A 14,639-nucleotide genomic window follows, 5' to 3' on the forward strand; every position below is an offset into this window, starting at 1 on the left:
ACGAACGCCGCGCCGACACCTTCACAGCCTTCCTCGCGCTGGCCGCCGCCCTCGTCTGCTTCAAACGACTCCAACAAACCAACTGAGACAAGCTCTAAGGGGATTCGAACCCTGACCTCATGAACGCCGCAGGCGAGCACCGTGCAGGCGTGGTGCGAGTCGTGGTGCGAACTGCCGGCAACAGCGGCTCCAGCGGGCCGTGGTGCGAGTCCAGCGACAACAAAACCCCAGGTAGGAATCGGCGACACGCCAGATGAGTTCCCTCCGGAGGCAGGTGTCGCAGGTTCGAATCCTGCCGAGGGCGCCCCGTCTGAACACTATGAATCGGCCTCTACCAGCGGAAACGCGGTAGGGGCCGATTCATGTCGTACCCGGCGGGCACCGGCTGCGCCCGGCGATATACGGCGGTCCACGTGCAATCCACGTGCACAGGTCCGACGACCATCAAACCCCGAGAACGTTGTCCATCCGGCCATGGACAGAACCGGTAAGCACGTCCGTCCGAAGTCCGAGGCCCGCTGACCGCCCACGTGAATGTACCCAGGAGCCCGACAGCACGATCACCACATCGCCAGCGGCTTCAGTCCCATAGCACGTACATACACCGCCACCTATGGACACCCGCATACCTCATCAGCAATGCAGCGTGCCGTCCAATAGCACGGGATCGAGGGCCATCACCGAGCGCAAGGACTCCTGCGCGGCCAGTCAGCGTTACAAGTGCGCTACCGGTGTTCACGCCGCTGCCGTAAAACAGGGGCTCGATGGGCCGTTCTTCCCGAGTCGCCCTCGGAGCGCAGCATCTTGCGTGATAACCATCCCGGCACGGCCAGACAGTTATCACGCAAGACTGCTCATACGGGCACCGTGGAAGCTCCGCCGCGCCAACTTGATGCTGGCCAAGACGATCGTTGTTGCCACCTAGTGGCGCCAGCAACGTTACGGCTCCTCTTGTCTGCCCGCCGTGGCGGCTTGTTCGACGGAGTTTCCACTTACGGAGTCATCGACCTCGGCCGCCCTTGCCGGACTCATTCTCATCGATACGTAGCGCTACTCCCAATGCGAAGAAACTGGGCGCCCACTCGCCAACGAAGATTCCCCAACGGTCGGCACGAGCCGTCGACTCCGCCGCATTCATTGACGCCGCCCAACTCAACACGCTGAGTCCGATCGAGGCCATTCCAGCAGCGAACATATGCTCCGATCGAATCCCTTTGTTACGCAACATCGTCAACATGTAGAACCTCCATCAGTTGAGTTGTTTTCGGATGAATGACGCGGTCTGACGAAATTTGGTTGGACACTATGGATTCGCGAAACCTCCGGGCCTATCCTCCGCCGCTCGTGAACGGCCGGCGGAGTCAACGGCACTCATTCGCCAAAGAACAATTCCTAGCGCAATCATCCCAATACCAAGGAAAAGGTGAAGCCAGTTATCCGCAGTGTTCAACGGCACGAAGTTTGCTCCACTTTCCAGGTCGACGACGAGGCCGTAAACCCACAAAACCAGATAGACGATCCCGCCCCCGACGAGATAGTACCGCGACCCAGGCAGCGAACGACCCAGCAGCAAGCCCGCCACACCGAAAATCAAGTGTACTATGTTGTGCAGTATCGAAATATGAAATATTCCCAATAGCATCGCGGTCGACTCGTGACCGGCGAAGGTCATTCCGTCGTATCCCGTCGTCACACCAGGAATAAATCCGAGAATTCCGACGACTAGAAACACCGCGCCTACCCCGACCGCGGCGTACTGTATCGGGTATTTTCCACGTTGGCTGCTGGAATTCACCGCGCTCATCGAATCTCCCTTCACAGGACAGTGACCATCTGAAACGCGCCCATACGCACGCGCGCTGCAGGTCAACACTGTTCGCGATGGACTACTCCCGCCCGGGCCGCCCTTCACTTCGTCGGGTTCAGCTCTTCACCGTGTGCGGCTACCCACGTCGACCGCTGAAGACACACCTCGATGTGCGATCCGGGAGCAGGGTGCGAGCGATGCCAGCAACCTCGTCGTTCGATGGACGCCAACGGTACGCAGAACCGCTGGTCGGAACGTCATGGCCCGGCACCAAGCCGCTCATGGCAAGCGGACGGACGGGCTGAACGAAGGGCCGGGTCGGTTCACGCGCTGCTGCACGGCGCCGCCGCGCCGTGACGACTCGCTCAGCGCCTGCCGCCGGGGGGCCTTGATGTCATCCGGTCGCGATCACGCCGAAATGCGCGCTCGGCCCGTGTCCGCCAGGTAGGCGGGCAGGCACCGGCACAGCACGCTCCACCATGCCGTCTGCAGCGGCTACGTGATCGACAGGTCATCGACAATAGAGCTCAGTTGCCGGGCCCATCGACGCCCGGCGAACAGCTGCGAACGCGGGACAACAGCCGGCTGAGTAGTGTTGCAAGCACAGGATCGCTCTGTCGGCGTACCGTGATGCCGCGTCGGCAGACAGGTGGCGCTCGGAACGAAGTCGTCGGTACTGCGGCGTCCGGACTACCCAGCTGGCCTCTTGGCCCCGACCATCACGGGCGCATCGTGCCGCTCTCCACGAACCGCTGGTGCCAGGACAGTGCCTCGCCGAGCAGGTGCGGCGTGTGCTTGCCGTACGCCGACTCCGTCGCGCGCTCGAGGTAGTCCCGCAGCATAGGACGGAAATCCGGGTGCGCGCACCGGTCGATGACCAGCTCGGCACGTCGCCGCGGGGACAGGCCACGCAGATCGGCGAGCCCCTGCTCGGTGACGATCACGTCCACGTCGTGTTCGGTGTGGTCGACGTGGGAGACCATCGGCACGATCGTCGAGATCGCCCCGCCCTTGGCCACCGATGGGGTCACGAAGATCGACACGTGCGCGTTGCGGGCGAAGTCGCCCGAACCGCCGATGCCGTTCTGGATCCGGCTTCCCATCAGGTGCGTGGAGTTGATGTTGCCGTAGAGGTCGGCCTCCACGATGCCGTTCATGGCCAGACAGCCGAGCCTGCGCACGACCTCCGGATGATTGCTGATCTCCTGTGGACGCAGGATGATCCGGTCGCGGAAGTCCGCTGCGTTCCGGTTGAACCGGTCCACCGCCGCCGAGCTGAGCGAGAACGCGGTCGCCGAGGCCATCCGCAGCTTGCCCGACTCGATGAGGTCGAGCATGCCGTCCTGGATCACCTCGGTGTAGGCCGTCATGCCGTCGAACGGCCCGTCCCGCAGTCCGGCGAGCACCGCGTTGGCCACATTGCCGACGCCGGACTGCAGCGGCAGCAACTCGCCGGGAAGGCGCCCGGCCCGCACCTCCGAGTCGAAGAAGTCCAACACGTGCCCCGCGATCCGCTGCGACGTCCCGTCGACCGGGGAGAACGCCGAGTTGCGGTCGGGTGCCTCGGTGGGCACCACGGCGATGATCTTCTCCGCCGGGCATTCGAGGTACGGCACACCGATCCGGTCCTCGGGGCGGGTGATCGGCACGGGCATGCGGCGCGGCGGAAGCGCGGTCCCGTAGTAGACGTCGTGCATGCCCTCGAGGTGCTCGCTCTGCCACGCGTTGACCTCGAGGATCACGCGGTCGGCCTGCTCGAGCCAGGTCTTGTTGTTGCCGACCGACGACGAGGGGATCAACCTGCCCTCCTCGGTCACGCCGCTGACCTCGACCACCGCGACGTCCAGCTCACCGAACACGCCCTGCCACACCCGCTGCGCGACGTGCGAGAGGTGGATGTCGGTGTAGTCCATGCGGCCGTCGTTGATCTTGGCGCGGGTGACGGGGTCGGACTGGTAGGGCAGGCGCATCTCGATGCCCTCGACCTCGGCGAGCGCGCCGTCGAGTTCGGGGGCGGTCGAGGCTCCGGTCCACAGCCCGACCTTCATCGGGTCGCCGCGCTCCTCGGCCATCGCGACGCGCTTGGCGAGCGCCCCCGGCACCTCCTTGGGGTACCCCGCGCCCGTGAAGCCGCTCATCCCGACGTTGTCGCCGCTGCTGATCAGGGACGCCGCCGCGTCCGCGTCCATCACCTTGGCCGCCAGCTCGCGATTCCGAATGCGCCCGGTCATCAGCCGTCCTTCCGCCACAGTGAGGTCGAACCGAAGTGAGGTCGACCCGGCCGCCGCGGTGCGGGCGCACCGGATCGGTCGGGAGCGTAAGCGCAGCCACAGCCGCCGCTCTCTGTGACGTGCACCACCGAACATGGTCATCCGCCGGCTGCCCACTCGAAACCCGCTGGTCACCGAAGGCTGGCCCGGGCGACCCGGCCGGCCGGATTCCCGCGACGTGCGTTCGCTCGGCGAACGTCGTTGTCGCCCAGCGAACACACGTGCCCGAACCGCCGTTGTTCGCTCGGCGACCGCCCGGGTGCGCGGGGCGAACGCGCCCCGAATCGGATTTCCGGCACCTACGCCGGCAGCTCGCCGGAGGTGTGGACCCGCTGGTAGAGCGCGCTGCGCCGCGTTCGGCCGGACGACGCCCGGCAACGCAGGACGAGCGCCACAGCACGCTCAGCGGCCTTGTCCCGATCTCGCTCGCGATTAGTGTCGGCGGCGACGTCGGAATTCCGGCTCGGCATATTCGCCGACGCGCGCAGTCGTTCTCGCAGACGATTCAAGGAAAGGGACCATGTCTGAAGACGTTCAGGTCGACAGCACGAGTGAATTCTTCCGGCTGCACGAACAGGAATTCGGTGACGACCCCATCGCGGTCCGGGAGAGCGACCACTACGCCCAGGAATACGTGGGCGGCATCGTCGACAAGTGGGACGACCTGATCGACTGGCAGCGCCGCGCCGAGGGCGAGGGGCGTTTCTTCGTCGACCAGCTCACCTCCCGCGGAGTCACCCGCGTGCTCGACGCCGCGACCGGCACGGGTTTTCACTCCGTCCAGCTGGCCGAGGCCGGATTCGACACCATCAGCGCCGACGGCAGCCCGCAGATGTTGGCCAAGGCGTTCCGGAACGGCCTCGAACACGGCGGCCATCTGCTGCGGCTCGTCCACGCCGACTGGCGCAGCCTCAAACGCGACGTGCACGGCGAATTCGACGCGGTGATCTGCCTCGGCAACTCGTTCACGCACCTGTTCTCCGAACACGATCGGCGCAAGGCACTCGCCGAGTTCTACTCGGTACTCAAGCACGACGGCGTGCTGATCATCGACCAGCGCAACTACGACGCGCTGCTCGACGGCAAGACCACCGGCAAGAGCACCTATTACTACTGCGGCGAGGAGGTCAACGCCGTTCCCGACCACGTCGACGAGGGCCTGGCCCGCTACAAGTACACCTTCGACGACGGCGGCGAGTACTTCCTGAACATGTACCCGCTGCGCCGGGACTACCTGCGCGGGCTGCTGCGCGACGTCGGATTCCAGCGGATCGAGACATTCGGCGATTTCCAGGAGACCGCCGGGGACCGCGAACCCGACTTCTACATCCACGTCGCCGAGAAGAGCTACCTCGCCGAGCTCGCCGACTGACGTGACCGCCGCGGCGCCGGGGAGTTCACCGGCGCCGCGGCTTCAATTTCAAATCGGCCTCGATGCGCGCCGCGGTCTGCGCCAGCAACGGCACGATCTCGCGGCGCACGCCTTCCTCGGTGGAGGAGCGCACGTCGAGCGAGACGTTCGCCGCCGCGCACACACGGCCGTCGGCGTCGTGCACCGGGACAGCGACGCCGCGCAGCCCCTCCTCGAGCTCGTCGTCGGCGATCACGTAGCCCTGCCTGCGGATCTCGGCGAGCTCGGCCAGCAGTTCCGTGCGGCTTCGGACGGTGTGCCGGGTGAGCGCGGGCAGTTCGGCCGAGCGCAACCCCGCCTCCAGTCGTTCGGGTGCGATCGCGGCCAACAGCACCTTGCCCATCGACGTGGCGTGCGCGGGCAACCGGGTGCCCACGGGGATCTCCACGCCCAGCAGTTTCGGGCTGGGCACCTGCGCGACGTAGCGGATCTCGGTGTCCTCGAGCACGGCCAACGCGGTCATCTCGCGCACCTCGGCCGTGAGCCGCCGCAGGTGCGGCTCGGCGATCTGCGGCAGCGACCGGCTCGACAGATAGGCGTGGCCGAACTCCAGGACCTGCGAGGTCAGTGCGAACCGGCGCTGATCCTGGCGCACGTACCCGAGCTCGACCAGTGCCAGCAGGATGCGCCGCGCCCCCGCTCGGTCCAGACCACTGGCCCTGGCGACCTCGGTCAGTGTGAGCTCGGGCTGCTCGGCCGAGAACACCCGCAGCACGGCCATCGTCCGTTCCACCGAACGCACGCAACACCCCCGCTTCGATTCGCGTGACCAGGCAGTTTAGTCCATCGACCGCTCGGCACACTCCTCGATCCGCTCGGCCGCCGATGGGCGGGACTCGAAGCGCCGGGGGGCTCAGCGGGTTTCGCTCGGCACGGGATCGGAATCGAACCCGGGATCACGACCCGCTTCACCACCGGATTCACCACCGGCTTCGACGGCCGACACGTCGCCGGGCTCCAACCCCCCGGACTCCTCGGACTCCTCGTGCTCTTCGACGTCCTTGCCGACCGGATCCCAGCGGATGACGATCAGCGAGATGATGGCGATCAGTGGCGCGAGGACGATCGCGCCGATGGTGAACTGCATGCCTTGCGCGTCGAGCAGGATGGGGAACGCCGCGGCGCCCACGATGCCGCCGACCCGCGTGATCGCCTGGGTGTAGCCGCCGCCGATGCCGCGGATCGCCGTCGGGTAGGACAGCGTGCCCATCGCGGTCCCGACATAGCCGGCACCGAAGTTGTGGGCCCAGTAGAACACCGCGATGAGCACCACCGAGATCGGTGCGATCAACAGCGTGAACGCACCGCTGATGATCGCCAGGCAGCTCGCCGTGATCGAGAAGCCGATCAACCCCAGCAGGCGCAACCCCAGCCGTTGCACACCGAACACGCAGAACAGCGCGCCGACGACCCCGATCACGTTGGCCAGACCCGACAGGACGAGCACGAGCACGATGTCGTCGGGGAACAGCTCGTCGAAGATCTTCGGCGTGTAGAGCGAGATCGCGTAGTACTGCGCCGCCTGGCACACCACGAGAATGCTCACGAGCACGGTCCGCACCGTGTACGGGGCACGGAACAGGGCCAGCAGACTGCCCGGACTGAACCGCTCCTTCGCCTGCTTCACGCCCTTGCTCTCGTCGTCGACGATCACCTCGAGGTCGTAGTTCTTGCGCAGGATCTCCGCCGCCTTCTCCAGCCCCTGGTACTTCGCCGCCCACATCGGCGACTCACCGGTGTAGATGAAGCGGAGGATCAGCACGACGAGCGCGGGTACGGCGCCGAGTCCGATCGCCCACCGCCACAGGCTCTCGCCGACGCCGATGAAGTGGAAGGGGATGATGGAGAAGAACGCCACGGCCGCGGCCGCGGTCGACATCACCTGCGCCATCGTGACGTTGCGCCCCTTGTTCGAGATGGCGCTGTACTCGGCCACGAACGCCAGCGCCACGGGCACGTCGAGGCCGACACCCACCCCCATCAAGAACCGCCACAGGCAGAACAGCTCGGGATTCGGCGCCACCGCGGCCAGTGCCGTCGCACCGACGAGCAGGAACAGTGTGATCAACAGCATCTTCGTGCGGCCGACGCGATCGGTGAGGAAGCCACCGAACAGGCCGCCGATCATGGCACCGATGAGCACGACGGCCGAGATGAACGGCAGCGAGTGCAGGCTGATCCCCGAGTTGGCCAGGTCGAACTCCGAGGTCATCTGCACCGTGCCGAGCCCGAAGCTGCTCAGGTCCCAGCCGTCGACGAAGATGCTGCCGAGCGCGACGATCTTGACCAGACCGGGATGGCGCGGACGGATTCTGCCCGAGTCGATCAGGCGCAGGACATCGTCCGGTTTCCGCAGTACGACGGCGTCGTTGCCGGCCATGAAGTGTTCCTTTGCGATGGGTATGTCGGGATTGGTAAGACCTCTTGCCGGACAGTAGGCTTGCGGCCGCGATCGCGTCAAGATCAAATCCGAGGGAGAGGAGTCGGCGTTGACGGAGCACCATCTACTGCGCGAGGTCGAGGAGGTGACCCGCCGGACGGGCACCGCGGGCGGCGGCGTGACCGCCCGGGTTCGCGCCGTCTCCTGCCGGCGCGGATCCGACGGAATCGGCTACCTCACCGGGGAATCCCTGGCCGAGCAAGGCATCGAGACGACGATGCCGAACCTGCCCGAGCTCGACACTCCCCCGCTGGACACCCTCGACGTCACCGTCGGCATCGAGTGGATCGGGCGCGACACGCTACGGCTCACCGTCACCCCGGCGGACCGGCCGCTCTCGGCCCCGGCGGGGACCGAACACGGCATCGTGCGCGCGAACGGCCAGGCTCTCGCCGGAGGAGATGCCGGAGTCACCGTCGAGGACCGCGACGAGGCGGTCGTGGTCACCGGCGGCCGCATGCGGGTGGTCATGGAACGCAGGCCGTTCGCGCTGTCCATTGAGGACACCGAAACCGGCGCGCTGCTGCTCGACACGGCGGGCAAGCTTCGTCAGGTCGCCGGTCTGCCGATCGCGCCCGCGGTACTGCTCGGCGATTCCACGCGCCTGAACCTCGAACTCGGCCCGGATGAGGAGATCCTGGGCTTCGGCGAGCAGTTCGGGCGGTTCGTCAAGAACGGACAACGCCTTCGCCTGCGGGTCGAGGACGCCCTCGGTACGGGCACCGGCCTGTCCTACAAGCCCGCTCCCGTCTGGTGGTCGACCGCGGGCTACCTGGCGCTGGTCAACACCGGCGCGACCGTCGAGGCCGACGTCGGCCACTCCCGTAACGGAGTGCTCGGCATCGAGGCCGAGTGCGGTGAACTGGACCTCTACGTCGTCGCCGCACCGGAACCGAAACGCGCGCTCACCGGCTACGCCGAACTCACCGGGCGCGGCTGCGCTCCGCCGCTGTGGGCGCTGGGCTACTGGCTCGGGCGGTGCCGCTACCACTCCTCGGCGGAGATGGTCGAGGTCGGCCGGATGCTGCGGGAGCACGAGGTGCCGGCCGACATCCTGCACGCCGATCCCGACTGGCTCGTCGTCGACCGGCTCAACTGCGACTTCATCTGGAACACCGAACGGTTCGGCGACCGCGCCGAGTTCGTCAAGGAGCTGGAACGGCTCGGGCTGCGCCTGTCGGTGTGGGAGCTGCCGTATCTCGACCCCGCCTCACCCCGCTATGCCGAGGCCGCCGAACGCGGGTACCTCGTCACCGACGCCGAAGGTGCGGTCGCGGGCATCGCGGGCACCCCGGTCCCCGACGACCGCCCGCGAGCGCTGCTGGACTTCACCAACCCCGACGCACGCCGCTGGTGGCAACAGCTGCACGGCCCGTTCCTCGACGACGGCGTCGCCGTGTTCAAGACCGACTTCGGCGAGGGCCTGCCCGACGACGTGCGGCTCGCCGACGGCACCGCCGCCGAGCACGCCCACAACCTGTATCCGCTGCAGTACAACGGCGCCGTGAGCGACGCGATCGCCGAGCACACCGGACGTCCGCCGCTGGTGTGGGGCCGCTCGGGCTGGGCGGGCTCGCACCGCTACCCGGCGCAGTGGGGCGGCGATGCCGAGTCCACCGTCTCGGGGATGCGCGCCACGTTGCGCGGCGGTCTGTCCCACGCGATGAGCATGCCGGGGCTGTGGGGCCACGACATCGGCGGCTTCTTCGGCCCCGAGCTGACGCCCGAGCTGTACGTGCGCTGGACCCAGTTCGGGGCGTTGTCACCACTCATGCGCGCGCACGGGTTGCGGCCGCGCGAACCGTGGGCCTTCGGTGAACAGGCACTGACGATCGCCCGCGACTGGATCCGGTTGCGCTACTCCCTGCTGCCGTACCTGTGGCAGGTCGCCCACGAATCGGCCCGCAATGGCTGGCCGATGCTGCGCCCGTTGACGCTCGAGTTCCCCCGCGACGCGCTGGCCACCACGCGCGACGACGCGTTCCTGCTCGGCTCGGACCTGCTGGCGGTGCCGATCTTCGACGACGGAGGAGAGCCCGTCCGCAGGCGGTTCTACGTGCCCGAGGGCGGCTGGACCGACCTGATCACCGGAGCCCGCTACACCGGCCCGGCACTGCACACCGACACGGTGCCCCTGGACCGGATGCCGGTGCTGGTGCGCGACGGGGCGGTACTGCCGCGGGTCGAGGTCGGCCAGGAGGTCCGCGGTACCGACGATCTGGTCGACGCGCCGTGGCAACTGCACGTCTACGGCCCCGCGCCCGCCACCGTGGAGCTGCTCGACTTCGCCGGCGAGCCGTTCACCGTCGAGATGGACAGCTCCGGCGGCGACTCGCCGATCCCGGTGACCATCATCCGCCACGATCTGGGAGAAACACGGTCATGACAGCCACGTCCCCCACCCCGGAACCGCCGAACGCTCCGTCCGAACCGGCCCGTCGCAGCACGTCGTGGTTCGGTGCCGACGGCAAGATGGGTTTCGTGCACCGGTCCAAGCTGTACAACTCGGGCCGGTCGCCCGCGATGTTCGACGGCAGGCCCGTGATCGGCATCTGCAACAGCTGGTCGGAGCTGACGCCGTGCAACCGCCACCTGCGCGACATCGCCGAGGCGGTCAAGCGCGGCGTGTTGCTGGCGGGCGGATTCCCGCTGGAGTTCCCGACGATGTCGCTCGGCGAGACGCTCATGCGCCCGTCGGCGATGCTGTACCGCAACCTGATGGCGATGGAGGTGGAGGAGAACCTCCGCTCCTACCCGCTCGACGGCGTAGTGCTGCTGGCCGGGTGCGACAAGACGGTGCCCGCGCAGCTCATGGGTGCGCTCAGCGCCGACCTGCCGGCCATCATGCTCACCGGCGGACCGATGCTGAACGGCAAGTTCCGCGGCCAGGACGCCGGATCGGGCACGCACGTCTGGCAGTTCGCCGAGGAGGTACGCGCGGGCCGGATGAGCCGAGAGGAGTTCGGACAGGCCGAGGCGTGCCTGTCGCGCAGCGCGGGCCACTGCACCACGATGGGCACCGCGTCCACGATGGCCTGTCTGGTGGAGATGATGGGACTCGCACTGCCCGGGAGCGCGGCGGTACCCGCGGTCGACGCCGAGCGGGCACGCCTGGCCGAGCAGTCGGGCGGCCGCATCGTGGAGCTCGTCACCGAGGACCTGCGCCCGTCGTCGATCCTCGACCGGCGCTCGTTCGAGAACGCCGCGCGGTTCAACGCCGCGATCGGCGGCTCCACCAATGCACTGGTGCACCTGAGCGCACTCGCGGGCAGGGCCGAGGTGGAATTCCCCGTCGACGAGTTCGACCGGCAGGCCCGCGACATCCCGCTGCTGGTCGACCTGCTGCCCTCGGGCCGGTTCCTCATGGAGGAGTTCAGCTACGCGGGTGGCGTGCCGGCCGTCGTCGCCGAACTCGGCGACCGGCTGCACGGCGACGCGCGCACGGTGACCGGCCGGACCGTCGCGGAGAACTACGCGGGCGCGCGGAACTGGAACACCGAGGTGGTCCACCCACTGGCCGAGCCCGTGCAGCCCGCCGGTTCGGCGACCGCCGTGCTGCACGGCAACCTCGCTCCGGACGGTGCGGTGATCAAGCTGTCGGCCGCCTCGCCCGAGCTGACCGACCACGTGGGCACCGCACTGGTCTTCGACACCGTCGAGGAGTACTACGAACGCTGTGACGATCCTGACCTGCCCGTCGAGGCCTCGACCGTGCTCGTGGTGCGCGGCGCGGGCCCGCGCGGCTATCCGGGGATGCCGGAGATCGGCAACCTGTCGATCCCCAAGAAACTGCTCGACGCCGGCGTCCGCGACATCGTGCGCATCACCGACGGCCGGATGAGCGGCACCTCGTACGGCACGATCGTGCTGCACGTCGCCCCCGAGTCGGCCGCGGGCGGCCCGCTGTCGTTGCTGCGCAGCGGTGACCGCGTCCATCTCGACGTCGCCAAGCGCAGGATCGACATGCTCGTCGACGACGAGGAGCTGGCCAGGCGCGCCGAGCAGGCACCGCCGGCCGGCGACGCCGATGCGCCCACCGGCGGCTGGGCCGAGCTGTACCGGCGGCACGTCGGGCAGGCCGACACCGGTGCCGATCTCGACTTCCTGCGCGGACGGCGCGGGCACGCGATCCCCAGGCGCCACCTGTGAACGGCGTCTGGCGAACGGGGCCGGTGAACGGGGCCTGTGAACACCGCCTACGCACGATGAAAGCAGCACCGACACGGAGAGGACGACGATGACAGGGCTGAGCGGGCGCAGGGCGCTCGTCACGGGTGCGGCGACCGGCATCGGCGAGGTGGTCGCCCACGATCTCGCGCGCCGCGGCATGAGCGTGCTGGGCGTGGATCGCGACGAGGCGGTGACCGGCCTCGGCGGCGACCACGACGGATCGGCCGGGACGCTGACCGGCGAGGTGGTCGACCTCGCCGACCGACAGCAGCTCGAGGACCTGGCCCGTCGCGCCGAACAGGCGCCCGGGTTCGACGTCCTCGTCAACTGCGCAGCGGCCTACTCACCGCAGGGCGGCTTCCTCGACACCTCACTGGACGACTGGACACGGGTGCTGGCGGTGAACGTCGTCGCGACGGGCTACCTCAGCACGGCCGTGGCCCGCGGGCTGCACGCAGCGGGCCGCGAGCAGGGTTGCATCGTCAACTTCTGCAGCCTGCAGGAGGACCTGCCCGTCCCCGGCTACGGTCCGTACGTGACCACCAAGGGCGGGATCCGCGCGGCCACCAGGGCGCTCGCGGTCGAACTCGGGCCGTGGGGCGTTCGGGTCAACGCCGTCGCGCCCGGCGTCGTCAACACGTCGTCCACTTTGGCCACGCTGGGTGGCAGGAGCTGGGGCGACGACGGCGCGCCGCCGACCCTGCTCGGCCGTGCGGGTACCCCGGACGAGGTCGCCGATGTCGTGGCGTTCCTCGCCTCCGACGCCTCGGCGTTCATCACGGGTGCGATCATCCCCGTCGACGGTGGCCGGCAGCTGAGCCGCAGGCCCGACCCGCTCGGCGAGCGCGACGTCACCGCAGGGAGGGACCGATGACGGAAACGAGTCTGCCCACGATCACCGTGGTGTTCCGGAGCATGAGCCCGGCGGCCACACTCGAACTCAGCACGGCGCTGTACGACTGCGGCGTACGCGGGTTCGAGGTCACGATGACCGGCGACCGTCCGATGGAGACGGTCGCACTGCTGGGAGCCGAACTCCCGGCGGATGCGCTCGTCGGTGCGGGCACGGTCACCACGGCCGAGGAGGTCGCCGCGTCGGCGGCGGCGGGCGCGCGGTTCGTCGTGTCGCCGCACCTCGACACCGACGTCGTCGCCCGCACCCGCGGCGAGGGCCTCGTGTCGGTGCCCGGTGCGTTCACCCCCACCGAGATCATGGCGGCCCGACGTGCCGGTGCCGACGTCGTGAAGGTCTTCCCCATCAACGCCGTCGGCGCCGACTACGTCCGCCAGCTGCGCGGTCCGATGCCCGACCTTCGGGTCATGGCCAGCGGCGGGGTGACCCCCGAGCTCGCCCGCGAACTGGGCGAGGCCGGCGTTCGCCATCTCGCGGTCGGCCATCACCTGCTCGGCGCGCAGCCCGACGGCGCGTTCGACCCGGCGCGGGTGCACGAGCGCACCGGCGAGTTCCTGCGCGCCTGCGAGGAGACGGCATGAGCGCCCGGAACGTCGAGGACGTCGAGCCGGTCGGTGACGTGCGCGCCCGCTTCGGCGAGGGGCCGTGCTGGGATCCGGCCACGGAAACCCTGCTGTGGGTGGACATCGCAGGCGGCGCGCTGCACCGCACCACAGCGAACGGCACCACAGCGAACGGAGAGACAGCGAACGGAGAGACGGCGAACGGAGAGACGGCCCGCACGGTCCTCGGCGGGGAGGTCGCCGCGGCGTTCCCGACCGACCGCGGCACGGTCGCCGTCGCGCGGGACAACACGCTGCTCGAGATCTCCGGCGGTGAGGTCGTGGGCGAGCTGGCCGGACTGACGCCGCAGCCGAGGATGCGGTTCAACGACGGCGGCTGCGACCCGCGCGGCCGGTTGCTGATCGGCACGATGCACCTCGACAAGGAACCGGGCACCGCGGCGCTGTACCGCCTCGACGAGGACCTGGTGCCCGTCGCCACGGGCGCGACGGTGTCGAACGGGCTCGGCTGGAGCCCGGACGGCACGCGGTTGTACTACGCCGACAGTCCGACCCTGCGCGTCGACGTCTTCGACTACGACCCCGGCACCGGTGTGCCCACCGGGCGGAGGGTGCTGGCGGACGTCTCGGATTCCGGCGGTAGGCCCGACGGTCTGACCGTGGACGCCGAGGGATGCATCTGGGTGGCGATGATCCTCGGCGGCGAGATCCGCCGATACACCCCGGACGGCGCACTCGACCGGGTGATCGCGCTGCCGGTGTCGCATCCGACGAGCGTCGCCTTCGGCGGCCCCGACCTCACGCAGCTGTTCGTCACCACGGGATGGGAACCGCTGTCGGAGGCCGAGCGTGCGGCGCAGCCGCTGGCCGGTCGGTTGCTGCGCCTCGATCCCGGCGTGCGCGGACTGCCCTCGCCGCCGCTCGCGCTGGACTGACCGCACCCGAGCGGCCCGCCGACGTCTCGCACGGCGACCACCTGGCACTTCACGTCCGTTACTGAATCGATTTTGATTCCAGGTCGGCGCTTCTGTATCGTGTCAGCTCCACGGAGGACACGCGCCCACA

10 protein-coding genes are annotated in these 14,639 nt (G+C 68.6%); 6 read left to right on the forward strand and 4 right to left on the reverse strand.

From position 1 onward, the window contains the following. Positions 1–1,303 precede the first annotated feature (1,303 nt). Both IF64_RS26655 and scpC read right to left on the reverse strand, forming a co-directional pair. Positions 1,304–1,804 (reverse strand): DUF4383 domain-containing protein, encoded by a 501-nt coding sequence (locus IF64_RS26655; protein ID WP_048807256.1) that lies wholly within the window; start codon positions 1,802–1,804, stop codon positions 1,304–1,306. Between the two features lie 722 nt (positions 1,805–2,526). Further along, positions 2,527–4,038, reverse strand: coding sequence for a succinyl-CoA:acetate CoA-transferase ScpC (gene scpC, locus IF64_RS0116130; RefSeq protein ID WP_030532949.1), 1,512 nt, complete (start codon positions 4,036–4,038; stop codon positions 2,527–2,529). Positions 4,039–4,597: 559 nt separating this feature from the next. On the opposite strand from scpC, the gene IF64_RS0116135 reads away from it, so the two are divergent. Next, positions 4,598–5,449, forward strand: coding sequence for a glycine/sarcosine N-methyltransferase (locus tag IF64_RS0116135; RefSeq protein WP_030532950.1), 852 nt, complete (start codon positions 4,598–4,600; stop codon positions 5,447–5,449). Positions 5,450–5,474: 25 nt separating this feature from the next. On the opposite strand, the gene IF64_RS0116140 is transcribed toward IF64_RS0116135, so the two are convergent. After that, positions 5,475–6,230: an IclR family transcriptional regulator domain-containing protein gene (locus IF64_RS0116140; RefSeq protein ID WP_030532951.1), complete on the reverse strand. Its 756-nt coding sequence runs from the start codon at positions 6,228–6,230 to the stop codon at positions 5,475–5,477. A 111-nt stretch (positions 6,231–6,341) separates the two neighbouring features. Then, positions 6,342–7,868, reverse strand: coding sequence for an MFS transporter (locus IF64_RS0116145; protein ID WP_030532952.1), 1,527 nt, complete (start codon positions 7,866–7,868; stop codon positions 6,342–6,344). A 109-nt stretch (positions 7,869–7,977) separates the two neighbouring features. On the opposite strand from IF64_RS0116145, the gene IF64_RS0116150 reads away from it, so the two are divergent. From IF64_RS0116150 to IF64_RS0116170, 5 genes are all read left to right on the forward strand, one after another. Next, positions 7,978–10,314, forward strand: coding sequence for a glycoside hydrolase family 31 protein (locus tag IF64_RS0116150; RefSeq protein WP_051757911.1), 2,337 nt, complete (start codon positions 7,978–7,980; stop codon positions 10,312–10,314). Continuing rightward, complete coding sequence (locus IF64_RS0116155; RefSeq protein WP_051757912.1) at positions 10,311–12,077, forward strand: IlvD/Edd family dehydratase; 1,767 nt, start codon at positions 10,311–10,313, stop codon at positions 12,075–12,077. Before IF64_RS0116150 ends, IF64_RS0116155 begins: the two co-directional genes overlap by 4 nt. Before the next feature lie 88 nt (positions 12,078–12,165). Then, positions 12,166–12,972 (forward strand): SDR family NAD(P)-dependent oxidoreductase, encoded by an 807-nt coding sequence (locus IF64_RS0116160; RefSeq protein WP_051757913.1) that lies wholly within the window; start codon positions 12,166–12,168, stop codon positions 12,970–12,972. Further along, positions 12,969–13,592, forward strand: a complete 624-nt coding sequence (locus IF64_RS25510) for a bifunctional 4-hydroxy-2-oxoglutarate aldolase/2-dehydro-3-deoxy-phosphogluconate aldolase (RefSeq protein ID WP_036876877.1) — start codon at positions 12,969–12,971, stop codon at positions 13,590–13,592. Before IF64_RS0116160 ends, IF64_RS25510 begins: the two co-directional genes overlap by 4 nt. Continuing rightward, on the forward strand, positions 13,589–14,509 hold the full coding sequence (locus IF64_RS0116170) for an SMP-30/gluconolactonase/LRE family protein (protein WP_030532957.1): 921 nt from the start codon (positions 13,589–13,591) through the stop codon (positions 14,507–14,509). The genes IF64_RS25510 and IF64_RS0116170 overlap by 4 nt, the downstream gene beginning before the upstream one ends. Positions 14,510–14,639: the final 130 nt, after the last annotated feature.

This window comes from Prauserella rugosa, assembly GCF_000719975.1.
Taxonomy (GTDB): Bacteria; Actinomycetota; Actinomycetes; order Mycobacteriales; family Pseudonocardiaceae; genus Prauserella; species Prauserella rugosa.

Bases quoted from the DNA above. Each gene is read 5' to 3' on its own strand.
- IF64_RS26655 (WP_048807256.1), bottom strand. From the start codon at position 1,804: ATGAGCGCGGTGAATTCCAGCAGCCAACGTGGAAAATACCCGATACAG.
- scpC (WP_030532949.1), bottom strand. From the start codon at position 4,038: ATGACCGGGCGCATTCGGAATCGCGAGCTGGCGGCCAAGGTGATGGAC.
- IF64_RS0116135 (WP_030532950.1), top strand. From the start codon at position 4,598: ATGTCTGAAGACGTTCAGGTCGACAGCACGAGTGAATTCTTCCGGCTG.
- IF64_RS0116145 (WP_030532952.1), bottom strand. From the start codon at position 7,868: ATGGCCGGCAACGACGCCGTCGTACTGCGGAAACCGGACGATGTCCTG.
- IF64_RS0116155 (WP_051757912.1), top strand. From the start codon at position 10,311: ATGACAGCCACGTCCCCCACCCCGGAACCGCCGAACGCTCCGTCCGAA.
- IF64_RS0116160 (WP_051757913.1), top strand. From the start codon at position 12,166: ATGACAGGGCTGAGCGGGCGCAGGGCGCTCGTCACGGGTGCGGCGACC.
- IF64_RS25510 (WP_036876877.1), top strand. From the start codon at position 12,969: ATGACGGAAACGAGTCTGCCCACGATCACCGTGGTGTTCCGGAGCATG.
- IF64_RS0116170 (WP_030532957.1), top strand. From the start codon at position 13,589: ATGAGCGCCCGGAACGTCGAGGACGTCGAGCCGGTCGGTGACGTGCGC.